The sequence below is a fragment of the Streptomyces sp. NPDC001348 genome, from assembly GCF_053597535.1.
Genome location: NZ_JBSFIK010000077.1, coordinates 1 through 21877 on the forward strand (window position 1 = coordinate 1; position 21877 = coordinate 21877).

Here is a 21877-nt window from a genome sequence, read left to right on the forward strand (position 1 = left end):
CATTCCGAACCCGGAAGCTAAGCCTCACAGCGCCGATGGTACTGCAGGGGGGACCCTGTGGGAGAGTAGGACACCGCCGAACAATTCTTGGGAAAGGCCCACGCCGAAAACGGTGTGGGCCTTTTTCTGTTTCCGGCTACTGTGAGGCGCATGAACTACGTCATCCGCCCCATACGTGCCGACGAGTGGCCCTCTGTCAGGTCTTTGCGGCTGCTCGCGCTCCAGGATCCGGTCGCAGACCTCGCCTTCATGGAGACCTACGAGGAGTCCCTGGCCAAGCCGGATTCCTTCTGGCAGGAGCGGGCGGCCGGCGGATCGGAGGAGTCCTCGACGGCCCGGCAGTTCGTCGTGGAAGGGCCCGACGGCGAGTGGGTCGGCACCCTCACCGTGCTCATGGAGGAACCCGGGAGCAAGGATTTGGCCGGGCATCCCGTGGATCGACGGCAGGGCCACATCGTCGGCGTGTACATGCGGCCCGAGCACCGTGGGTGCGGGCTGACGGAGGTGCTGTTCGACGAGGCAGCCCAGTGGGCCTGGGCGGCCGGCGCCGAACGGATGCGGCTCACGGTCCACGAGGACAACGGGCGTGCGCAGCGCTTCTACCGCAGGGCGGGGTTCGTGCCGAGCGGTGTCACCCTGCCGTTCGCCAGAAACGCTGCCCAGCACGAGTTGGAGTTCCTGCTCGAACGCGACTGACCCTCACACCGGCAGCTCGTCGTGCGGCCAGCGGCTGCGGGCCTGTTCGCGGGAGCGGAGCAGGGCCAGCGTGGGCAGGCCGCGGTCCGTTCCCGTGGACAGGAGGTCCGGGAGCTGGGAGATCGGGGCGACGGCCGCGACGTCCTCCAAGACCAGGGTGAGTGGTGGGTCGAGCCGACCGGAGGATGACCGTTCGGCCATGCGCCGGCCGTGCTCGACCACGCTGGAGACGAGGGCCGTCAGGAAGGGCATCGCACCGGGCGTCGTCCTGGGGTCCTCGATGGATTCACCGAGCACATAAAGCGTGCCCCCTTCGTCGACGAAGGAATCCAAGGCAAGGGCATCAGTTCGGTTTGCCGTGCAGGCCTCGCGGATGTTGACCGTGGACAGCGCCGACAGGGCACGGCTCGTCAACTCGTGTGCCATGTCCCGGCGGTCGGGGTGCGAGGTGAGCGCGGCCTCCAGCTCGCCCGCGGCGCCGGGAGCCGCCTTCGGGTGCGTACGCAGGGCACGGACCGCGTCCTGGATCTGGGTGCCCTGGGCCCAGCGGTGAACGTGGCGGATGCTGCGGTTGTCGAGGGCGGCGGCGTGGAGGTAGCTGCGCAGGAGCGTCTCGGCGGTGTCGCTGACCGCCTGGTCCAGCCGGGCGGTCGGTCGGACCGGGGTGAGCAGGGCGGCCGCTCGTTGGACCGCCGTCTGCTTGTCCCCGCAGCCCGCGGTCGGGGACCAGTGCAGACGGGCCGGTGTGTCGCAGAGGTGGGCGGGATCGTAGAGGAGGACAGGGCCCAGTTTCGCTCTCGCGTCCTTGGTCTCCTGCCAGAGCGCGGCATTGGAGCTGACCACGACGAGGGGACCTTCGGCGTCGCGGATGGCCTGGGCCGCGCCGGCCTGACGGTCCGCGGGGGCGCCGTACAGCACCGCGCCTTCGGAGCGGCTCGTGAAGGTAGGAGGCTCCTCAGGCTTCGGTCCCCTCCTGGGCGCAGGCACCTCGTGCACAGGCTCGGGAATCTCGTGCACAGGCTGGGGAATCTCGTGCACAGGCTGGGGAACCTCGTAGGGAACCACTGGTGCCGACGCCGCGGAAGCCACCGCCGCCTCCGGTACCGCTCCCGGCACCGCCCCCTTGTCGAGCCTCCGCCGGACCCGCCCGGCCCGCCACCGGGCCACCGTGCCGATCACGAACACGGTCAGCACGAACAGCACCATCAGCTGCCCTATGAACAGCCCCCAGAACAGCCCGTACCCCGACAGCTGGTCCGCCGGGGTGTCCGGCCAGGCGCCGGTCATGTCGTGGGGTCGGGCGATGAGATGGCGCATGGCCGTCGGCGTATGGGTGAAGGTGACCCCGGACGGCCACGCGCCGCCCGCGAACCAGCCCGCGAGACCCGTCGCCGTCCACACCAGCAGGGTCATACCGAGCAGGAAGGCGAGCAGGCCGATCAGCAGGCCGTCGGGGATGCCGCCCTGGCCCTCCCGGCGTCCCCGCCCGTGGTCGCGGTCGTCGGGTCTCACGCCGCCTCCCTTACGCCACCGTCGACTCCGACGACCCGTCCAGGTCGCCGATGTGCTGTTCCACGAAGGCCGCCGCCCGCTGCTCCGCCTCCAGTTCGGCGGCGCGCAGGGCGTCGTCGTACGGCTCGAGGTCGCTGGACGACTCGGTCATCGCGCGGTCGGTGAAGACCAGGGGGCGTTCCGTCTCCGTCACCAGGTGCTTGACGACCTGCACGTTGCCGTTGACGTCCCAGACCGCGATGCCCGGGGTGAGCGTCGGGATGATCTCCACCGCCCAGCGGGGCAGCCCGAGCACTCTGCCGGTCGCACGAGCCTCGTCCGCCTTCTGGGCGTAGATCGTCCGCGTCGACGCCATCTTCAGGATGGCCGCGGCCTCCTTCGCCGCCGCCCCGTCCACCACGTCGCTCAGGTGGTGCACCACCGCCACGAACGACAGACCCAGCCGGCGTCCGAACTTCAGCAGCCGCTGGAAGAGCTGCGCGACGAACGGGCTGTTGATGATGTGCCAGGCCTCCTCGACCAGGAAGATGCGCTTCTTCCGGTCGGGGCGGATCCAGGTGTGCTCCAGCCAGACACCGACGATCGCCATCAGGATGGGCATGGCGATGGAGTTGCGGTCGATGTGGGAGAGGTCGAAGACGATCAGCGGGGCGTCGAGGTCGATGCCGACCGTGGTCGGTCCGTCGAACATGCCCCGCAGGTCACCGTCGACCAGCCGGTCCAGCACCAGGGCGACGTCGAGTCCCCAGGCCCGTACGTCGTCTATGGCGACGTTCATCGCCTCGGCCGACTCGGGCTCCGGGTGCCGTAGCTGCTCGACGATGTCGGAGAGCACGGGCTGGCGGTCGACGATCGTCTCGTTGACGAACGAGTGGGCGACCTTCAGCGCGAAGCCGGAACGCTCGTCGAGGCCGTGGCCCATCGCGACCTCGACGATGGTGCGCAGCAGCGCCAGCTGACCGGTCGTCGTGATCGACGGGTCCAGGGGGTTGAGCCGGATCCCGTGGTTCAGGGCCGCCGTGGGGTCGAGCCGGATGGGGGTTATCCCCAGTTCCTCCGCGATGAGGTTCCACTCGCCCACCCCGTCCTCGCCCTGCGCGTCGAGGACGACGACCTGGCGGTCGCGGAAGCGCAGCTGACGCAGCACATACGTCTTCTCCAGGGCCGACTTGCCGTTGCCGGACTCGCCGAGGACCAGCCAGTGCGGGGCGGGGAGCTGCTGGCCGTACAGCTGGAACGGGTCGTAGATGTAGCCCTTCCCGGAGTACACCTCGCGGCCGATGATGACGCCCGAGTCGCCGAGGCCGGGGGCGGCGGTCGGCAGGTAGACGGCCTGGGCCTGGCCCGTGGAGGTGCGCACCGGCAGCCGGGTCGTCTCGACCTTCCCGAAGAGGAAGGACGTGAAGGCGTCGGTGATGGCGGACAGCGGGTCCCGCATCAGGGCATCAACCCCTACCTTCGGATTCCGGTGGCGAACGGCAGCGTGTTCACGAACGCGCGGTGGTGCTCGCGGTCGCACCACTCCAGCTTGAGGTACGACTTTCCGGCGGACGCCCTTATCGTGCGCTTGTCGCGGTTCAGCGCCTCCGGGGAGCGCGAGGAGACGGTGATGTAGCCGACGAGGTTCACTCCGGCGGCGCCACTGGCGAGGTCCTCGCCGCGCTGGTCCAGACGGTTGTGGGCGGCGACGTCGCGCGGGTCCACCGTCCGGTTCATCTTGGCCGCGCGGGACGCCTCCGCCACGTCGTTGGTCTTCTCGGTCAGCATCCGTTCGATGGCGAGCTCGGTGGGTTCCAGGTCCATCGTCACGGCGACCGTGCGGATCACGTCCGGGGTGTGGACGAGGAGCGGCGCCAGGAAGTTGACGCCGACCGGGGTCATCGGCCACTCCTTCACCCACGCCGTGGCATGGCACCAGGGCGCGCGGGTCGTGGACTCCCGGGTCTTCGCCTGGAGGTAGGTGGGCTCCATGGCGTCCAGCTCGGCCGGCCAGGCGTTGCGCTGCGTCATCGCCTGGATGTGGTCGATCGGGTGGTCGGGGTCGTACATGGAGTGGATGAGTGACGCCAGGCGCCCCTGGCCCAGGGGCTGGCGGACCCGGATGTCGGCCTCCTGCAGCCGTGAGCAGATGTCGGTCAGCTCACGGGCCATGACGACCGCGAGCCCCGCGTCCCGGTCCAGTTTCCGCCCGCCCTGCGGCCGGGCCGCCCGGGCCATGGCCTGCGCCTCGGCGGCCAGCTCGCGTGAGTAGTGCATGCAGGCGACGAGGTAGGCGCGGTGCTGCTCGCTGCTGGTGGACACCATCGACTGCAGCTGGTCGTAGGACTGCCTGAGCCATCCCGGGGCACGCTCGTCCCCGCGCTGGGTGACGTCCTTGGCGTGGGCGTCCGGGTCGGCCGGGAGGGTGCGGGCGAGCATCTGCAGGCGGGTGACGAAGCCGTCGCCGTTCGCCACGTGCTTGAGCAGGGTGCCGAACCGGTCGACCAGGGCCTCCTGGTCCTCGGAGTCGCGCAGGCCGACGCCCGGGCCCTCGATCTCGATGGCGGCGGTGACGGTCTTGCGGTCGGCGTGCAGCAGTACGGCGATCTCGTCCGGCCCGAACGGCGCGGCCAGCCAGCTGATCCGCCCGATGCCGGGGGGCGGCCCGATCTCGACCTCACGCCCGTCCAGGCGCGTGCCGGCCTCCATCACGTCGGAGCGGTAGACGGCGGCCCGCTTGACGGTGCGCTTGAAGCTGCGGTTGATCTCGAACCACTTGTAGAAGGTGCGGCGCTTGTACGGCACGTACACGGCCGCCAGCGCCAGCATCGGAAAGCCCGTCAGCAGCACGATCCGCAGCGACAGGACGGGGACGAGGAGCCCGCACATCATGCCGAGGAACGCGCCCGCGATGATCAGGGCGATCTCGCCCGACTCGCGGTTCCGGCCGATGATCCCGTTCGGTCGCGCGCGGCCGATCAGATACGTACGGCGGGGCGTGACCGGATGGGACATGTGGGACTGGGTCGTCAACGCCCTTCACCTCCCGTGCGGTTGCTGCTGTTGCGGGTGTTGCTTGCGTGCGGGGTGTTGGCCGGGCTCGGGGAGCGCGGCGCCGGCGCGGCGGACGGAACGGCTCCGCCGCCCGAGGTACGGCCGCTGTGCGCGGCGACCCCGCCGGAGGCCGGGTTGGCCGGCCGGGGGGCGCTGGACGACTGGCCGCCTCCGCCGTTGCTGTCGGCGCGGGTGCTGTGCGTCTTGATGCCTTGGGCCACCATGGTCGCCGGGGAGCTGATGACCGCGGCGGCCTTGCCCTCGGCGCCCTGCATGATCCGGTTGTTGCGGCCGCTGGCGATCTCGTCGCCGAAGCCCGGTACGAAACGGTAGATCATCGCGCTCGCGAAGATGGCGAGCAGGATGATGGCGAGGCCGGAGACGACCGCTGAGAAGGAGTCCGGGCCGTTGTCGCCGGAGAGTGCTCCGGCGAGACCCAGCACGATGACGATGACGGGCTTCACCAGGATGACCGCGATCATGATCCCGGCCCAGCGCCGGACGTGTCCCCACAGGTTCTTGTCCACCAGGCCCGCGTAGACGACGGTGCCGAGGAGGGCGCCGACGTAGAGCAGGGCGGCGCGGATGACGAGCTCCAGCCAGAGGATGCCGGCGGCGAGGATGCTGACCAGGGACACGACGATCAGCATGATCGGGCCGCCGCCGATGTCGTTGCCCTTGCCCAGGGCGCCGGAGAACGTTCCGAAGAACGTGTCGGTCTGGTCACCGGTGGCTTTGGCGAGAACGTCCGTGACCCCGTCGGTGGCCGATACGACCGTGTAGAGGATCAGCGGTGTGAACGCGCTGGCCAGCACGGTCAGCCAGAGGAACCCGACGGCTTCCGAGATGGCGGTGGTGAACGGAACGCCGCGCACGGCCCGCTTGGCCACGGCCAGCAGCCACAGCAGGAGCGTGAGGATCGTCGACGCGGCGAAGACCACCGCGTACTGCTGGAGGAACTTCTGGTTCGTGAAGTCGACGTTGGCCGTCTCCTTCACCGCGTCACTGAGCTTGTCGATCGTCCACGACGCGGCCTCCGCGCAGCCCTTGGCCAGGGAGGAGAGGGGGTCGAGGGTGCTGTCGGCGGGGGTGTTGGTGGTGATGCCGGGTTTGGTGTTGCCTTTTTCGCAGTACGACTTGGCTGCGCCGCGAATGAGGTCACAAGGATCGTTGCTCTTGGACGGGGACGGAGTAGGTCGGGCGACGGCTTGCGAAGCGAGCAGCACCATGGCGGTCTGCGTCGCGGCGAACACCGCTGTCACTTTGAGCATGCGGTGGCTAGCGCGCATACGTGAACCCTCCGTACTCCTCGACGGCCTTCGTCATGTCGTCAGCGGTGGAGGCCTTCTGGTCGCGGCCAACTGGAACAGGGCCGTCCTTCTGCTGAAAGTCCGTGATCTTCCAGTCGTTGTCGGCCCACTTCATCTCGTACGTGGTGGTGTACCAACTCTCGGTGACCGGATTGGTCGAGGCTCCGCCGGACAGGCCGAACAGCGAGGTGTACCAGACCTGCACGGTGGCGTTGTCCCCGGTCATGGCAGTGACTTTGGTGCCCACCGGGATGACCCGCGAGACGAAGGTCTGGCCGCTCGGCGCGCTGCCGTCCTTGTTCAGCCCGATGTTGGTGAGGAACGACTTGCTGGAGTAGGCCTTGTCCATGGCGGGCTGCCTGCGGGCTGCTACATCGGGGGCATAGACGGTGTCGACGATTTCGTGCCGCCGATCGGCGCTGAACATCTCGGCCGAACCCAGCGCCACAGAGTAGTTCGCCGCCGCACTCTCCGCCCCCTGCTGATCCCGCGAGTACCCCGTCGGGATCCCCCCGGTCTTCGCGGCCACCGGCTTGGTTCCGCTGGCCGCGGTGGGGGCGGCGTGGGGCTTGTCCGCTGGCCCGGCGTCACCGCCGGAGGCATCGTCGCCGCGGTTCGCGAAGGCGATCGCCGCGACGAGGAGGACGACCACGCCGACGACCGTGACCAGGCTCCTGGAGGATGACCGACCGCCTCGGCGGGCCCCGCCGTAGGGGTCGGTCTCCCGTTCGGGCAGGCGGGTTCTGGTCTCGCCCGCGCCGCCGTAACCCTGCTCGTCCCCGAGACTCATGCCGCGTACGCCCCCTCGACCTCGACCTCGACCTCGTACCGGAACACGTAGAAGTACGACGGTAGCCGTGCTGGTTCCCGCGCGGGCGCGGTGTGGTGACTCGACATCAGGGAAACGCAACCTCAGCCGGTGGGCACGACGGGCGGGTGGGGTGGTGGGGGCCGGGCGTGCCCGGAGGACTGGAGGAGCCGGCGACCGTTACACGGCCATTCCGTACACGATGGTGAACAGCGTGCCGAGGGAACCGATGATGAAGACGCCCGTCAGACCGGCGATGATGAGGCCTTTGCCCTGTTCGGCGCTGAACGTGTCCCGCAGGGCCGTCGCACCGATGCGCTGCTTTGCCGCGCCCCAGACGGCGATGCCGAGGCAGAGCAGGATCGCCACGGCCATCACCACCTCGATCATCACCTTGGCTTCGTTGCCCAGGCTGCCGAACGGGCCCCAGTCCGGAGCGATTCCGCCGATGATGGTGTTGATGTCTCCCTTGTCGGCCGCAAAGAGCATGTAAGTCACCGCCCCTGGTGGGTTGTTCCGCAGTCCCCCTGCGGTGTGCAGAGGTCAGGCCTCATTGTCGCCGACAATCCCGCCGCCGTATGTCGACTTGGCGTCATTGTCGGACCGGTTTCGTGCTAATGACTCGTATGGTCACTCTGTGTATCACGGCAGGTCACGCCGGGCAATGAGGCCTGGGCGGAACCTGCCGTGTGGTTGTGTCGTTGTGCTTCTCTACGACTGGCAACGTTTTCTGACGGCTGGTCGGGTGACGGTCCCGGGACGATGGTCTCACGAGGAAGGGGCCCCGGCGGCGGCCGAGGCCCAGAAAGAGGAACGGGTCACGGCCGGTTGCCGTGACCCGTTCCCTTGCGTGCCGCCGAGGGGGCCCCACGTACCCCTCGCTGTGGCGGCTCCCCCGTGACCCGACGGGGAGGTCGTGCCGTGGAGCTCACCCGGTGAAGGCGCCGGTGCCCTCCGGGGTGCCCCAGCCGGTGGGGCCGTCGTAGCCGGACCGGGCGGTGCACAGGTAGCTCGCGCTCGCGGAGCAGCTGCCGTTGCTGCCGGTGGTGACGTCGTTGAGAGCCGAGGTGCCGGCCGACTCGTACGGGTACTCGGCGGGGTAGTCGCCGCTGCCCGGGGTGCCCGCGAGGGCGTAGACGCCGGCGATGATCGGGGCGGCGGCGCTGGTGCCGCCGAAGGTGTACCAGCCGGCGGTGACTCCGTAGGAGTCGTAGACCGCGACGCCGGTGGCGGGGTCGGCGACGGCCGAGACGTCGGCGACGGCGCGCTTGCCGCACCCGGTGTCGGTCTGCCAGCTGGGCTTGGCGTCGTACGAGGAGCAGCCGGAGCCGGTGCCTTCGGTGCTGCTGGTGCTCCAGACGCTCTCGGTCCAGCCGCGGGAGACCGAGGAGGTGGACAGGGCGGTGCCGCCGACGGCGGTCACGTACTTCGACGCGGCCGGGTACTCCGCGCCGTAGCCCTCGTCACCGGCGCTGACGGTGACCGCGACGCCGGGGTGGTTGAAGTACGAGGAGTCGTACGAGGTGTCGCTGGAGGACTCGGAGCCGCCGTAGCTGTTGGAGACGAACTTGGCGCCGAGCTTGACCGCCTCGTTGACCGCGGTGCCGAGGTTGGCCATGGAGGCGGACTTGGCCTCGACGAGCAGGATGCTGCACTGGGGACAGATCGCGGAGGCCATGTCCAGGTCGAGGGACTCCTCCTGGGCCCAGCCGCTGTCGGCGGAGGGCAGGGAGGTGGTCGAGCCGGTCTGGCTGACCTTCTTGAAGCAGCCGCTCGAGGTGGTGCAGGGGGGGAGGCCGTAGTTCGAGCGGTACTTCGCGAGGTCGGCCGCGGCGTTCGGGTCGTCGTAGGCGTCGACGATCGCGATGGTCTCGCCGGAGCCGTTCGAGGCGGCGGCGTCCGTCAGGCCGTAGGCGTCCTGGAGGTCGCTGGGGCCGTAACCGGTGGGGGTTGCGGCGGCGGCCTTGGGTGTGACCTTGGCGATCTTGCCGGTCCGTTCGGCCTGTGCCTTCTCGAAGGCGGTGGTGCCGCCGGTGACGCGGAAGGAGTTGCAGGCCAGGTCGCCCTTGTGCTTGGGCGTGGCGCAGGGGGTGGCGGCCCAGGTCACCTTCGCGGAGGTGGCGTGCGTGGCCGTGGGGGTCGCGGCGCTCGCCTGGGCGGCGGTGCCCAGTCCGGTGAACACGAGCGCGGCGGTGGCGACGGCTGCGGAGCCGATTCGTCGCCATCTGCCGGTTATGTGGGGGGAGTCGAGGGTGGTCGTACGCAACGTACAGCCTCCTGGGGAGGGTGGGCAGGGGCCTGCGGGTGGGGGACCACCGATGTGCTCACCGGTGGGGGCGGCGGCCCGCCACGACGATTGCTTGTTGAGTACGCGACAACAAGGCAGGTGGCGGAATCCTGACTCCTGCCTTACCGAAACGGACGCCCGGCTTACTGATCATTGGGGGGCGGATGGCACCGGGATGGGAGGCGCTTGGCCCGGCGCACAGCCCGGTCACAGCCTGGGTGCCGGGCGCTCAGCGGGGCTTGAGGCCGTGCAGCAGGTGGTGCACGTGCTCGTCCAGGCCGGCCAGCAGCTGCTCCGTCGGTATCGAGCCGTTGGCGGCGAAGACGGCGAGTCCGTGGATGCTCGCGCCGGCGACGAGAGTGATGCGTTCCGGGTCGCCCGCGACGATCTCCCCCCGGGTCTGCGCGTCCGCGACCAGCCGTTCGAAGGCCCCGACGGAGCGGTCGACGGCTTCGGCCAGCTGTGCGGAGGCGCCGGGGTCGTGCTTGAGCGCGAACATCAGCTCCAGCAGGGCGGCGTTCTCCACGGCGAACCCGACGTAGGCCTTGGCCAGTCCCGTCAACCGTGGCTCCAGCGGGAGTCCGGGATCGTCCGCGGCCTCCAGTGCCCCGGCCAGCCGTTCGTAACCGGCCAGCGCCAGGGCGTCGAGCAGGGCCTGCTTGTCCTTGAAGTGGCGGCCGGGAGCGGCGTGGCTCACCCCCACCTCCCGGGCCAGTTCACGCAGGGAGAGCGCGCCGGCCCCCCGGTCGCGCAGGGTGCGCTCGGCGGCCGTGAGAAGGGCGGCACGCAGGTCTCCGTGGTGATAGGGGCGGCTCTCGGGCATGCGGACCATGGTATCGGCATGTAGTCAGCGACAGCATAGTTGGCATCGCCATCATTGTTGTCATTGACATCATTGTTGACGGCGCCTACTTTGGGGTCATGGCTGACAAGACCACATGGAACGCGACCCACCTCGCCGGCCTCTCCGGCCGCACCGCCGTCGTCACCGGCGCCAACAGCGGTATCGGTTTCGCCACCGCCGACGCGCTGGCCCGCGCCGGCGCGCACGTGGTGTTCGCCGTCCGGGACCTCGAACGCGGCAGGGCCGCAGCCGCGCGGGTGACCGGCGTCACGGAGGTGCGCCGGCTCGACCTCGCCGACCTGTCCTCCGTCCGGGAGTTCGCCGACTCCTGGCAGGGCGGGCCGATCGATCTGCTGATCAACAACGCGGGCGTGATGATGCTCCCCGAGCAGCGGACCAAGGACGGCTTCGAGATGCAGTTCGGCACGAACCACCTCGGCCACTTCGCCCTGACGAACCTGCTGCTGCCTCATGTCAGGGACCGGGTGGTGACCGTCTCCTCCGGCGCCCACCGCTGGGGCGACGGCACGATCCGTTTCGACGATCCGAACCTCACCGGCACGTACACGCCGCAGCGGGCCTACGCCCAGTCCAAGCTGGCGAACCTCCTGTTCACCCTGGAACTCCAGCGCCGTCTGGCCGAGTCCGGCTCCCCCGTCCGCGCCCTCGCCGCCCACCCCGGCTGGGCGGCCACCAACCTCCAGAGCCACCACGCGAACCCGGTGGCCCGTGCCCTCATGGGGCTCGGCAACCGGCTCCTGGCCCAGGACGACCGGGCGGGTGCGCTGCCCACCCTGTACGCCGCGACCCAGGACCTCCCCGGCGGGAGCTACGTCGGCCCCGACGGACCCCTCGAGATGCGGGGCGCCCCCACGCTCGTCGGCCGCAGCACGGCAGCGAGCGACCCGGCGGCGGCCCGGCGGCTGTGGGCACTGTCGGAGGAACTGACCGGGGTGCGGTGGCCGCTGGCGCTGGCCCGCTAGGGCCTGTCCGGCGGATCAGGTCGCAGGGCACGGGCGGTGCCTCATCGGCGCTGGTGAGCGGGGCGAATGGGGGTGCCCCCGCGCGAGCTCGGTTCGAGCGTGGGGGAGCGTCCAGTTGCAAGGCGGAGGAGGGCGTCGACGCGATGGGGGTCCCCCCCGCTCGAGCGGAGCCGAGAGTGGGGGAGGGCGTGCCAAGCCCCGCGTCTGCGGCCTGATGCGCCGGACACCCCCTAGGGCTGCGTGTCCTGTGCGCCCTCCACGAAGTGGTCGAACTCGCCCGCCTGCACGCCGAGTACGAAAGCGTCCCATTTGCGGCGGTTGGTGGTGACCACGTTGTCCGGGTCGCTCGTCTCGCGGATGTAGACGGGGGCCTCCCCGTCGTCCCCCGCGCCGAAGGCGATCTCGATCCAGGGCCCCGGACCGGTCGCCTCCGGCGGAGCGGCGCGCTCCCAGACGAGGTCGGGCGGGAGATCAGGCATCGCGGGTCTCCTTCGTGAGGGCGACGAGCAGGGTGCGGAAGGCGCTCGGGGCGGTGCCGAGGACTGCGGAGTGGAGGCGGTGGGGTGCCGGTCCACGCCCACCGTATCCCCGGCCCCGTCCTGCGCCCCCCAACTCCCGCGTGATCCACGCGCACCGGGAACCACCCGCGCAGGTCGTCCCACCGTCCCGGCCGCGCACGGCCTCCCCGCGCTCACCCCCACCGCCGGGCTCCTGACCGCCGAGTGCCTCACCAACGCCCACCGCCACACCCGTCCCCCACGCACTCCGTCTCCTCGGGCCTGCGCGGACGTCTGGGGGGTATCCGCCTTGCGGGAGTTGGGGGCTTCCCAGGGGGGAAGTGGTTGTGGGCCGATTGCCGCCGGGCCGACGGCGACAGCGGTTCACGGGCAAATCTCAGGTAAGCAAGGCACGGATTCTCACCTTCGAGGGACACAGTGGGCCTGATGAAGCGCACCTCACGCATCTCGGTCACCTCACGTCCCGCGCTGCTCGGAACGGTTGTGCTGCTGGCGCTCACGTCGGCATCCGTGGCGGCGGCCGACGACGGGCCGGGGCCCTTCGGGGTCACCGTCGTGACCGCCGTGACCAGACCGAGCGCGCGGGTCGGCGCACTCTTCGACGCGGACCGGGCCGGCAAGCTCGCCGGGGGGCACTTCTGCACCGCGTCGGTCGTGCACGCCACCCACCACAACCTCATCGTCACGGCCGCGCACTGCGTGGACGGTGACGACGCCGGCGACCTGGTCTTCGTTCCGGGGTACCGGGGCGGGAAGGCGCCCTACGGGGAGTGGAAGGTGAAGAGGCGGTTCCTGGGGGACGGGTGGTCCAAGGACCAGGACGAGGACAGCGACGTGGCGTTCGCGGTGGTGGAGGGGATGGGAGGGGAGAAGGGCAAGGAGATAGAGGACGTGGTCGGCGCCAACCGCTTCGCGACCGGCGTCGCCACCGGCGCCACCGCGGTGACGGTCACCGGCTATCCCAACTCCCGCGAGGCCCCGATCACCTGCACGAACAAGCCTCGCCTGCACAGCAGCACCCAGCAGCGGATCTCCTGCCCCGACTTCACCGGCGGCACGAGCGGCAGTCCGTGGGTCAACGGCGACAACCAGGTCGTGGGCGTCCTGGGCGGCCACGAGGAGGGCGGCTCGACGGCCGACATCTCGTACAGCGTGGTGCTGGGGGCGGAAGCGGCCAGGCTCTACCGGGAGGCGGAGGCCGATCCGTGAGGACGGCGCGTGAGCCGCGCGCCGACTGGGCGGCCCCACGCCACTGCTCAGCCCTCGAGGCCGGCCCGGCCGCGCCGACGCGCTCTGATGTGCGGTCAGATCAGCGGCTACTCTGACGAATCGGCGGCGCGCATACGCCGAAATGCCGACTGAGCCGGTCGGCGCGAGGCGAAAGCGGACTTGAAGCGGGCGCGGATGGGGGAGGGTTGGGCCGTGCGGAAAGTTTGGGTGGTCGGTGGGCTTGCGGTCGGGCTCGGGCTGAGCTTCGTCATGCTGCTCGTGGTCGGGGTGTACGTCGTCGCCGGGAACCTCGCGGGCGGGGCGGGCGGCGGGGCCGTCGCCCTCGCCAAGGGGGCCGTGCCCGCCGCTTACCAGACGCTCGTGCAGAAGTGGGGCAATCTGTGTCCCGCCCTCAACCCCGCGCTGCTCGGCGCCCAGTTGTACCAGGAGAGCGGATTCAACCCGAACGCCAAGAGCCCGGCGAAGGCGGAGGGGATCGCGCAGTTCATCCCGGGGACCTGGGCCACGCACGGTGTCGACGGTGACGGCGACGGGGACCGGGACGTGTGGGACCCGAATGACGCGATTCCATCGGCCGCCTCGTACGACTGCCAGCTCGCCTCGTACGTGAAGACCGTCCCGGGGAACATCACCGAGAACATGCTCGCCGCCTACAACGCGGGCGCGGACGCGGTGATCAGGTACCGGGGCGTGCCGCCGTACGGTGAGACGCAGAACTACGTGAAGACGATCACCACCCTGGAGAAGAGCTTCGCCGCACCGGTCACCCGTGTCGATCCCAGCCAGCAGGCCGCCGGGGCCATCGCCTTCGCGCAGAAGAAGCTCGGCACGCCCTATCTCTGGGGCGGTAACGGCACCGCTGACCAGGGAGGACGGTTCGACTGTTCGGGGTTGACCAAGGCCGCGTACGAGACCGTGGGGATCACTCTTCCACGGGTCGCCAATGATCAGTACAACGCGGGACCGCACCCCAAGCGTGACGAACTGCTGCCGGGGGATCTGGTGTTCTTCTCCGACGACCTCACCGACTCCCGGGCCATCCGGCACGTGGGGATCTACGTGGGCGGCGGGTACATGATCGACGCGCCGAGAACGGGTGCCGTGATCCGGTTCGACCCGATCGACACCCCGGACTACTTCGGGGCCACCCGGGTAACCGAAGATGGCGCGAAAGCACTCCCCACCAAGGTGTGAGCTGAGCGTGAACCCGCCCCCTGAGCTGCAGCGATGAGTCTCTCTTCGATAACGTCTGCGTGATCTTTCGGTGGAGAGTGGAACGTTGGGACAGGGGACGTGCGTTCCTGTTGACGTAGCCGAGCGGACGTCAGTGCGTCAGTGCAGCGGAAGCGGATCTACGAAACCACGGGGGTGGGTAGGAGCGGCGCACGCGAGGTGCGCCCGGAGAACGACGAAGGGGCCGCAGCACCATGGCTGTACTCGCCGATTCCGGATCTAACCCCGACGTCGACCTGCTGTACGACATCAACGGACTGGCGAAGGACGCGCCCGGGTGGTTCGACCGGGTGATGGAGTTCGTGGGCGAGTACGGGCTGTTGCTCGCCATGGTGCTGCTGGTGGTCTGGTGCTGGTGGTCCGTGCGGCGGCGGGCCGGCAGCGGGGACGAGGCGGCCGGTTCGGTCGCCGCGCTCGTGTGGGCGCCGTTGGCCGCCGGTATCGCCGTACTGGTGAACGTGCCCATTCGCGGCTTCGTGGAGCGGCCCCGGCCCTTCGTCGACCACCAGGGTCTGGATGTGCTCGTCTCCGGGAAGAACGACTACTCGTTCGTGAGTGATCACGCGACCCTGACCATGGCGGTGGCCGTCGGCCTGTTCGTCGCCAACCGGAGGTTCGGGCTCCTCGGGATCGGGCTGGCGCTGTTCGAGGGTTTCTGCCGGGTGTACATGGGGGTGCACTATCCGACCGACGTGGTCGGCGGGTTCGCGCTCGGGACCGCGGTGGCACTGCTGCTGTCGCCGCCGGCGATGGCCCTGCTCACCCCGGTGATGCGGGCCGTCGAGCGGTCGCCCCGGGTGGGGTGGGTGGTTCGGCGGCGGTCGTCGGGCGGCGCGGCCGGGGACGCACTGGTTCCCGGGGCGCGGAAGTCCCTGGCCTCGGAGGAGCGGGACCTCGCGGCCTGACCTCGCTGTACGGCCTCGGGGCGCCCGCGGGTGCGGGCGCCGAGGCGGCCCCGGTTCCTACAGCCCCTGCGGGTAGCTGAAGAACCGCTCCGGGTCGTAGGTCTTCTTCACCTGGGCCAGCTTCGTCGCCGCGTCCCCGTAGTAGGCCTTCCGCCAGTTCGTCAGCGTCGGGTCGGTGTAGTTCTGGTACGCGGCGCCGGAGGCGTACGGCTTCATGGCGTCGTGGGCCGACGTCAGCCAGGACTGGGCCGTCGTGCCGGAGGCCCCCGCGCCCCAGGAGGCGATGTACTGGGCCAGCATGCGGGAGCGGCGGTGGACGAAGGCCGTGGCCGTGGGGGAGACGCGGTTGACCGCGCCGCCGAGGGCGGTGAGCGCGATGCTGCCCGCGCCGCCGCGCACCGACTTCACCTGGGCCAGCAGGGTCTGGATCCCGGCCGCCGAGAGGGAGCGGTCGAAGAAGTCCGAGCGGGCGGCGTACGTTTCGCGGCCCAGTGCGCCCTGCGGTGAGCGTCCGGGGGTCGAGCCGGGGAGGTGGCACTGGGCGGAGGTGGAGAAGGAGGAGCAGCCGGCGTAGATCTCCATGGCCTCCTCGTAGCCGCGGCGGTGGAGCGAGACGCTGCTCGCGTTCGCGCCCACCTTGTCCGCGAGGCGGTCCACCGCGTTCTTCAGTTCGCCGTAGGTGCCCAGGGAGAAGGCGGCCACGGAGATCGTCGGGGTGTGTCCCGGGGTGTTCGCCAGGTGCAGGGACGACCAGATCTCGTCGGGCTGGGCCGGGCCCCACTCCTGCCAGGCCTTGACCACCGCGGCGGCCTTCGCCCAGGGCCAGGTCAGGTAGCCGGTGACGGCCTGCGGGGCGGGGTGGGTCTTGAAGTGGAGTTCCGTGACGACGCCGAAGTTGCCGTTGCCGGCACCGCGCAGGGCCCAGAAGAGGTCCTTGTTCGTCGTCGCGTTCGCCGTGAGCTGCTTGCCGTCGGCGGTGATGAGGGTCGCCTGGGTGAGGCTGTCGCAGGTGAGGCCGTACGCGCGGGAGACGACCCCGTGCCCGCCGCCGAGGACGAGGCCGGAGACGCCGACGGTGGGGCAGGAACCGGCGGGGATCGTCACGCCCTTGGCCGCGAGCGCCCGGTACACGTCGATCAGCTTGGAGCCGGCGCCGACCACCGCCTCCTGGCCGCTGACCCGGACCCGGTTCAGCTTGGAGACGTCGACTATGAGGCGGCCGTCGCCGGAGGACCAACCCGCGTAGGAGTGGCCGCCGTTGCGTATCGCCACGCGTATGCCGTGGGCGCGGGCGTAGGACAGCGTCGTCCGGATGTCTTCGGCGTGGGCGACGTAGGCGACGGCCGACGGTTTCAGGCCGTCGAAGCGGGTGTTGTACAGCTGGTGGGCGGTCTTCCAGGACGCGTCGCCGGGGCGGACCAGGGTGCCGTCGAGGTCGCGGGCGAGACCGGCCCAGTTGGCGGCGACCGCAGCGTTGGTGGTCTTGAGGGGCGTACGCGACGATGTGGACGTAAGAGCCTTGGCCGACGTGTCCGAGGTGGTCGCCGTGCCGGTCGCGGATCCGGCGGAGGAACCGCCGCCCCCCTTGCATCCCACCACCGCGGCCGCAGTGATCGCGGCCGCGCCGCCCGTGATGAACGTACGCCGTTCCATGTCCGTGCCCTTCGTCGGCTCCCGTGGAACGAGACGGAAGCCCGGGGCCAAAGGTTCCACCATACGTAACCCGGCGGTCGGAACCTCCACGTGCCCTCCCCGTGAGCATTCCGTGACCTCACCGGGCCGACGGCACAGGTTCACCCTGCGTTCACTTCCGGCCATCGGCCGCTTCACCTGTTCTGCCTAATTTCGGCCGTACCAGGTGCTGAGTGCGGCCTTCGCGGCGCGCTGCGGCACTACAACGACTTCGCACGCCGCCGACGGTGGCGGCTCCTGGAAGGAACTCCCGAAAGTGAAGCTTCAGCGCAAGAACCGGCTCCGCGCCCTTTCCCTCGGTGCTGTGGCCGTCTCCGGCGCCCTGGCCCTGACGGCGTGCGGCTCCGACGACACGGGTACGAAGGCGAGCGACGGTTCTTCGTCGACGACGAACGCCAGCTCGATCAAGTGTGACAACGCCAAGGGCCAGCTGCTCGCCGACGGCTCCTCGGCGCAGAAGAACGCGATCGACGCGTGGGTGAAGAACTTCTCCCAGGCCTGCGGCGTGCAGATCAACTACAAGGGCGGCGGCTCCGGCGCCGGCGTCACCGCGTTCACACAGGGTCAGGTCGCCTTCGCCGGTTCCGACTCCGCGCTGAAGCCCGAAGAGGTCAAGGCCTCCAAGAGCGTCTGCAAGGGCGGTGAGGGCATCGACCTGCCGATGGTCGGCGGTCCGATCGCCGTCGGTTACAACGTCCCCGGTGTGGACAACCTCGTCCTGGACGCGCCGACCCTCGCCAAGATCTTCGACAGCAAGATCACCAAGTGGAACGACCCGGCGATCGCCGCGCTGAACAAGGGCGTCAAGCTGCCCGACCTGAAGATCCAGGCGTTCCACCGCTCGGACGAGTCCGGCACCACGGACAACTTCACCAAGTACCTGAAGGCCACCACCCCGGACAACTGGAAGTACTCCGGCGGCAAGGCCTGGCAGGCCAAGGGCGGCCAGTCCGCCCCGCAGTCCGCGGGTGTGGCCCAGCAGGTGAAGCAGACCTCCGGCGCCATCGGCTACTTCGAGCTCTCCTACGTCTCGGACGGCGTCAAGGCCGTCTCCATCGACACCGGTGCCAGCAAGCCGGTCGCGCCCAGCACCGAGAGCGCCACCGCCGACATCGCCGCCGCGAAGGTCGTCGGCCAGGGCAAGGACCTGTCGCTCCAGCTGGACTACAAGACCAAGGCCGAGGGCGCCTACCCGATCACCCTGGTCACCTACGAGATCGTCTGTGACAAGGGCAACAAGGCGGACACCCTGCCCGCCACCAAGGCCTTCCTGCGCTACATCGCCAGCGAGGACGGCCAGAAGATCCTGTCCGGCATCAGCTACGCGCCGGTCCCCGACGCGATCATCGCCAAGGTCCGCAGCACCATCGAGGGCCTGAGCTGACCCGAGTGCGGCCCGGCTCCCCCGGAGCCGGGCCGCACCTTCCGGTGCACCGCCGCCAGGAGCCGCACCCCGTGTACGGCTCCACCGAGCCGCCCACCGCAGACGGCTCCGCAGACCGGAGAACCCGATGGACATATCGACGAAGCCAACCGACGTACCTTCCTCCGTCCCCGAACCGACGGTGGCCGAGCAGAAGCGGAACGCCCGCGGCGCGACCCGCCCCGGTGACCGCATCTTCCTCGGCCTCTCCCGCGGCTCGGGCATCCTGCTGCTGGTGATCATGGCCGCGATCGCGGTCTTCCTCACCTACCGCGCCTCCCTCGCGATCAGCAAGGACCACGGCAACTTCCTGACCACCTTCGAGTGGAACACCAACCTCCAGCCACCGGTCTTCGGTATCGCGGTGCTGGCCTTCGGCACGATCGTCTCCTCGATCGTCGCCATGGCCATCGCGGTTCCGGTCGCGGTCGCCATCGCGCTGTTCATCACGCACTACGCGCCGCGCAGGCTGGCCGGCCCCGTCGCGTACGTGATCGACCTGCTCGCCGCCGTGCCGTCCATCGTGTACGGCCTGTGGGGCGCCCTGGTCCTCGTACCGCACATGACCGGGCTGTTCGGGTGGCTGAACGACTACCTGGGCTGGACCGGGATCTTCTCCTGGCAGGGCGGCGCCCCCCGCTCGATGCTCACCGTCGGCGTCCTGCTCGCGATCATGATCCTGCCGATCATCACCAACGTCAGCCGCGAGGTCTTCCGGCAGGTCCCGCAGATGCACGAGGAGGCCGCGCTGGCCCTCGGCGCCACGCGCTGGGAGGTCATCCGCATGTCGGTGCTGCCCTTCGGCCGCTCCGGCGTGATCTCCGCCTCGATGCTCGGCCTCGGCCGCGCGCTCGGCGAGACGATGGCGGTCGCCACCGTGCTCTCCCCGACCTTCGACATCCAGGCCAGTCTGCTCGACCCGGGCGGCGGCACCTTCGCCCAGAACATCGCCAGCAAGTTCAGCGAGGCGACGCAGGACGGCCGTGACGCGCTGATCGCCTCCGGCCTGGTCCTGTTCGTCATCACCTTGGTGGTCAACGGCGCGGCCCGCGCGATCATCGCCCGCCGCAAGGAGTACTCGGGGGCCAACGCATGAGCACCGCCAGCATCGCCGACAAGCGCCCCAGCACGCTGCGCGGCGCCAGCCTCCCGAAGTGGTCGCCCTGGGCCATCGCCGCCGGGTCCCTCGTCGTCGCGGCCGGCATCGGTCTCGCCGCCGGCCTGGACAGCAAGGTCCAGTGGGGCCTGATCGCCGCGCTCCTGTTCGTCCTCGGCACGTTCGGCATCGCCGCCCGCGTCGAGGGCCGCCGCCAGGCCAAGGACCGCGTCGCGACCTCCCTCGTCTGGGTCGCCTTCCTGCTCGCCGTCGTCCCGCTGGTCTCCCTGATCTGGGTGACCCTCGTCCGCGGCGTGAAGGTCCTCGACATCTACTTCCTGACCCACTCCATGGGCGTCGTCGCCGACTCCGAGCCGGGCGGCGGCATCTACGCCGCCATCATCGGCAGCCTGGAGCAGGTCGGCCTCGCCACCCTGATCGGCGCGCCGATCGGCATCCTCACCGCCGTCTACCTGGTGGAGTACGGGCGGGGCAGGCTCGCGCAGGCCGTCACGTTCTTCGTCGACGTGATGACCGGTATCCCGTCGATCGTCGCCGGTCTGTTCATCCTCAGCCTGATGCTGATCTTCGACATGCAGCCCTTCGGCTTCGCCGGTTCGCTGGCCCTGGCCATCCTGATGATGCCGGTCGTGGTCCGCTCCACCGAGGAGATGCTCAAGCTCGTACCGAACGAGCTGCGTGAGGCGTCGCTGGCGCTCGGTGTGCCGAAGTGGCGCACCATCCTGAAGGTGGTCCTGCCGACCTCGATCGGCGGCGTCATCACCGGCGTCATGCTCGCCGTCGCCCGTATCGCCGGTGAGACCGCTCCGGTGCTGCTGCTGGTGTTCGGCAACCCGTTCATCAACAACAACCCCTTCGAGGGTGCGCAGTCGTCGCTGCCGCTGTACATCTACCAGCAGTACTCGCAGAGCGCGGGTGCCAACGCGGCGTACGACCGCGCGTGGGCGGCGTCCCTCACGCTGATCGCCTTCGTGATGATCCTCAACATGGTGGCCCGGGGCATTGCCCGCTGGAAGGCTCCCAAGACCGGTCGCTAAGGCATCAATTAGCGGCTACCGCCGCGTGGCGGCCCCCTCAGCGACTGAAGAGTCTGGAAGTGAAGTAGTTATGTCCAAGCGAATCGACGTGAGCGGACTCACCGCGTACTACGGCTCCCACAAGGCGATCGAGGACATCTCGATGACGGTCGAGCCGCGCTCGGTGACGGCGTTCATCGGGCCGTCCGGCTGCGGGAAGTCGACGTTCCTGCGCACGCTGAACCGTATGCACGAGGTCACCTCGGGCGGCCGGGTCGAGGGCAAGGTGATGCTCGACGACGAGGACCTGTACGGGGCCGGGATCGACCCGGTGTCGGTGCGGCGCGAGGTCGGCATGGTGTTCCAGCGGCCGAACCCGTTCCCCACGATGTCGATCTTCGACAACGTGGCGGCGGGGCTGCGGCTGAACGGGAGTTACAAGAAGAGCGAGCTCGCCGACATCGTCGAGAAGTCGCTCAAGGGCGCGAACCTGTGGAACGAGGTCAAGGACCGGCTGAACAAGCCCGGTTCGGGGCTGTCCGGTGGTCAGCAGCAGCGGCTGTGCATAGCGCGGGCGATCGCGGTGGAGCCGAAGGTGCTGCTGATGGACGAGCCGTGCTCGGCGCTGGACCCGATCTCCACGCTGGCCATCGAGGACCTGATCGGTGAGCTGAAGGAGCGGTTCACGATCGTCATCGTGACGCACAACATGCAGCAGGCCGCGCGCGTGTCGGACCGTACCGCGTTCTTCAACCTCGCGGCGGTCGGGCAGCCGGGGAAGCTGATCGAGATTGACGACACGGAGCGGATCTTCTCCAACCCGTCGGTTCAGGCGACGGAGGACTACATCTCGGGGCGCTTCGGCTGAGCCGGGATTTCGATGACCCCTCGCGGTGCTGCATGGCGGTGCCACCGTGAGGATGCAAGGGCCCGCCCCCGGCTCCCGGGGGCGGGCCCATCGCCGTCCGGCGGTTCGCCGTCCCCCTGCCGGCTCCGCCGGGGACTCCGCTCCCGCAAGCCCCGCCCAAGCCTGCAGGGGTGCGGGGGACGGAGGTCCGCCCGGGTATGGGGCGGAGCTCGCAGGGGTGCGGGGGACGGAGGTCCGCCCGGGTATGGGGCGGAGCTCGCAGGGGTGCGGGGGAGTCCGCCCGGGTATGGGGCGGAGCCCCGCCAGGGGTGCAGGGGACGGAGTCCCCGCCGGGGTCTGGGGCGGAGCCCCAGGTGGGGGACTTCTCAGCCGACCGTCACGAGATCGGAAGAGCGGCGGGTA

The 21877-nt window shown here is 69.9% G+C and carries 19 protein-coding genes and 1 rRNA gene; 10 read left to right on the plus strand and 10 right to left on the minus strand.

What is annotated here, in order from left to right; genetic code table 11:
• A 5S ribosomal RNA gene (rrf, locus tag ACWC21_RS40720) occupies positions 1 to 82 on the plus strand; the annotation flags it as partial.
• A gap of 68 nt (positions 83 to 150) precedes the next feature.
• Positions 151 to 696 carry a GNAT family N-acetyltransferase gene (locus ACWC21_RS40725; protein ID WP_450889814.1) on the plus strand — a complete coding sequence of 182 codons (546 nt, stop codon included), beginning with the start codon at positions 151 to 153 and terminating at the stop codon, positions 694 to 696.
• Between the two features lie 3 nt (positions 697 to 699).
• On the opposite strand, the gene ACWC21_RS40730 is transcribed toward ACWC21_RS40725, so the two are convergent.
• From ACWC21_RS40730 to ACWC21_RS40765, 8 genes are all read right to left on the minus strand, one after another.
• Positions 700 to 2208, minus strand: a complete 1509-nt coding sequence (locus ACWC21_RS40730) for a type VI secretion protein (RefSeq protein ID WP_450889815.1) — start codon at positions 2206 to 2208, stop codon at positions 700 to 702.
• A gap of 10 nt (positions 2209 to 2218) precedes the next feature.
• A complete protein-coding gene (locus ACWC21_RS40735) occupies positions 2219 to 3646 on the minus strand; it encodes an ATP-binding protein (protein WP_450889816.1) in 1428 nt (475 codons plus the stop codon).
• Between the two features lie 14 nt (positions 3647 to 3660).
• Positions 3661 to 5220, minus strand: coding sequence for an SCO6880 family protein (locus tag ACWC21_RS40740; protein WP_389155216.1), 1560 nt, complete (start codon positions 5218 to 5220; stop codon positions 3661 to 3663).
• Positions 5217 to 6530: a hypothetical protein gene (locus ACWC21_RS40745; RefSeq protein WP_450889818.1), complete on the minus strand. Its 1314-nt coding sequence runs from the start codon at positions 6528 to 6530 to the stop codon at positions 5217 to 5219. The genes ACWC21_RS40740 and ACWC21_RS40745 overlap by 4 nt, the downstream gene beginning before the upstream one ends.
• Positions 6520 to 7341, minus strand: a complete 822-nt coding sequence (locus ACWC21_RS40750) for a hypothetical protein (protein WP_450889819.1) — start codon at positions 7339 to 7341, stop codon at positions 6520 to 6522. Before ACWC21_RS40750 ends, ACWC21_RS40745 begins: the two co-directional genes overlap by 11 nt.
• 198 nt (positions 7342 to 7539) lie before the next feature.
• Entirely contained in the window at positions 7540 to 7848 is a 309-nt protein-coding gene (locus ACWC21_RS40755; protein WP_014673544.1) for a hypothetical protein, read from the minus strand.
• Between the two features lie 439 nt (positions 7849 to 8287).
• Entirely contained in the window at positions 8288 to 9625 is a 1338-nt protein-coding gene (locus ACWC21_RS40760; protein WP_450889820.1) for a S53 family peptidase, read from the minus strand.
• Positions 9626 to 9875: 250 nt separating this feature from the next.
• A complete protein-coding gene (locus ACWC21_RS40765; protein ID WP_450889822.1) occupies positions 9876 to 10478 on the minus strand; it encodes a TetR/AcrR family transcriptional regulator in 603 nt (200 codons plus the stop codon).
• An 89-nt stretch (positions 10479 to 10567) separates the two neighbouring features.
• Between ACWC21_RS40765 and ACWC21_RS40770 the strand changes: the two genes are divergently transcribed.
• Positions 10568 to 11473, plus strand: coding sequence for an oxidoreductase (locus ACWC21_RS40770; RefSeq protein ID WP_450889824.1), 906 nt, complete (start codon positions 10568 to 10570; stop codon positions 11471 to 11473).
• Between the two features lie 230 nt (positions 11474 to 11703).
• Here ACWC21_RS40770 and ACWC21_RS40775 read toward each other — a convergent pair whose 3' ends face one another.
• A complete protein-coding gene (locus ACWC21_RS40775) occupies positions 11704 to 11952 on the minus strand; it encodes a DUF397 domain-containing protein (protein ID WP_450889825.1) in 249 nt (82 codons plus the stop codon).
• Between the two features lie 465 nt (positions 11953 to 12417).
• Here ACWC21_RS40775 and ACWC21_RS40780 point away from each other — a divergent pair, with 465 nt between their 5' ends.
• From ACWC21_RS40780 to ACWC21_RS40790, 3 genes are all read left to right on the plus strand, one after another.
• Entirely contained in the window at positions 12418 to 13200 is a 783-nt protein-coding gene (locus tag ACWC21_RS40780) for a trypsin-like peptidase domain-containing protein (protein WP_450889827.1), read from the plus strand.
• A gap of 195 nt (positions 13201 to 13395) precedes the next feature.
• Positions 13396 to 14415 (plus strand): C40 family peptidase, encoded by a 1020-nt coding sequence (locus ACWC21_RS40785; protein WP_450889828.1) that lies wholly within the window; start codon positions 13396 to 13398, stop codon positions 14413 to 14415.
• A 233-nt stretch (positions 14416 to 14648) separates the two neighbouring features.
• Entirely contained in the window at positions 14649 to 15359 is a 711-nt protein-coding gene (locus ACWC21_RS40790) for a phosphatase PAP2 family protein (protein ID WP_450889830.1), read from the plus strand.
• Positions 15360 to 15416: 57 nt separating this feature from the next.
• On the opposite strand, the gene ACWC21_RS40795 is transcribed toward ACWC21_RS40790, so the two are convergent.
• The gene (locus ACWC21_RS40795) at positions 15417 to 17012 is read right to left on the minus strand and encodes an FAD-binding oxidoreductase (protein WP_450889832.1); all 1596 of its coding nucleotides are present in this window, start codon (positions 17010 to 17012) and stop codon (positions 15417 to 15419) included.
• A gap of 295 nt (positions 17013 to 17307) precedes the next feature.
• Here ACWC21_RS40795 and pstS point away from each other — a divergent pair, with 295 nt between their 5' ends.
• From pstS to pstB, 4 genes are all read left to right on the plus strand, one after another.
• Positions 17308 to 18435, plus strand: a complete 1128-nt coding sequence (gene pstS / locus ACWC21_RS40800) for a phosphate ABC transporter substrate-binding protein PstS (RefSeq protein ID WP_450889833.1) — start codon at positions 17308 to 17310, stop codon at positions 18433 to 18435.
• 127 nt (positions 18436 to 18562) lie between these two features.
• The gene (gene pstC, locus ACWC21_RS40805) at positions 18563 to 19570 is read left to right on the plus strand and encodes a phosphate ABC transporter permease subunit PstC (protein ID WP_450889835.1); all 1008 of its coding nucleotides are present in this window, start codon (positions 18563 to 18565) and stop codon (positions 19568 to 19570) included.
• Positions 19567 to 20628, plus strand: coding sequence for a phosphate ABC transporter permease PstA (pstA, locus tag ACWC21_RS40810; protein ID WP_450889837.1), 1062 nt, complete (start codon positions 19567 to 19569; stop codon positions 20626 to 20628). Before pstC ends, pstA begins: the two co-directional genes overlap by 4 nt.
• A gap of 70 nt (positions 20629 to 20698) precedes the next feature.
• On the plus strand, positions 20699 to 21475 hold the full coding sequence (gene pstB / locus ACWC21_RS40815; protein ID WP_450889839.1) for a phosphate ABC transporter ATP-binding protein PstB: 777 nt from the start codon (positions 20699 to 20701) through the stop codon (positions 21473 to 21475).
• The last annotated feature ends 402 nt before the right edge of the window (positions 21476 to 21877 follow it).

Bases quoted from the DNA above. Each gene is read 5' to 3' on its own strand.
- ACWC21_RS40750 (WP_450889819.1), bottom strand. From the start codon at position 7,341: ATGAGTCTCGGGGACGAGCAGGGTTACGGCGGCGCGGGCGAGACCAGA.
- ACWC21_RS40775 (WP_450889825.1), bottom strand. From the start codon at position 11,952: ATGCCTGATCTCCCGCCCGACCTCGTCTGGGAGCGCGCCGCTCCGCCG.
- ACWC21_RS40765 (WP_450889822.1), bottom strand. From the start codon at position 10,478: ATGGTCCGCATGCCCGAGAGCCGCCCCTATCACCACGGAGACCTGCGT.
- ACWC21_RS40770 (WP_450889824.1), top strand. From the start codon at position 10,568: ATGGCTGACAAGACCACATGGAACGCGACCCACCTCGCCGGCCTCTCC.
- ACWC21_RS40795 (WP_450889832.1), bottom strand. From the start codon at position 17,012: ATGGAACGGCGTACGTTCATCACGGGCGGCGCGGCCGCGATCACTGCG.
- ACWC21_RS40745 (WP_450889818.1), bottom strand. From the start codon at position 6,530: ATGCGCGCTAGCCACCGCATGCTCAAAGTGACAGCGGTGTTCGCCGCG.
- ACWC21_RS40725 (WP_450889814.1), top strand. From the start codon at position 151: ATGAACTACGTCATCCGCCCCATACGTGCCGACGAGTGGCCCTCTGTC.
- ACWC21_RS40755 (WP_014673544.1), bottom strand. From the start codon at position 7,848: ATGCTCTTTGCGGCCGACAAGGGAGACATCAACACCATCATCGGCGGA.
- ACWC21_RS40780 (WP_450889827.1), top strand. From the start codon at position 12,418: ATGAAGCGCACCTCACGCATCTCGGTCACCTCACGTCCCGCGCTGCTC.
- ACWC21_RS40785 (WP_450889828.1), top strand. From the start codon at position 13,396: ATGGGGGAGGGTTGGGCCGTGCGGAAAGTTTGGGTGGTCGGTGGGCTT.
- ACWC21_RS40790 (WP_450889830.1), top strand. From the start codon at position 14,649: ATGGCTGTACTCGCCGATTCCGGATCTAACCCCGACGTCGACCTGCTG.
- pstB (WP_450889839.1), top strand. From the start codon at position 20,699: ATGTCCAAGCGAATCGACGTGAGCGGACTCACCGCGTACTACGGCTCC.
- ACWC21_RS40735 (WP_450889816.1), bottom strand. From the start codon at position 3,646: ATGCGGGACCCGCTGTCCGCCATCACCGACGCCTTCACGTCCTTCCTC.
- pstA (WP_450889837.1), top strand. From the start codon at position 19,567: ATGAGCACCGCCAGCATCGCCGACAAGCGCCCCAGCACGCTGCGCGGC.
- pstC (WP_450889835.1), top strand. From the start codon at position 18,563: ATGGACATATCGACGAAGCCAACCGACGTACCTTCCTCCGTCCCCGAA.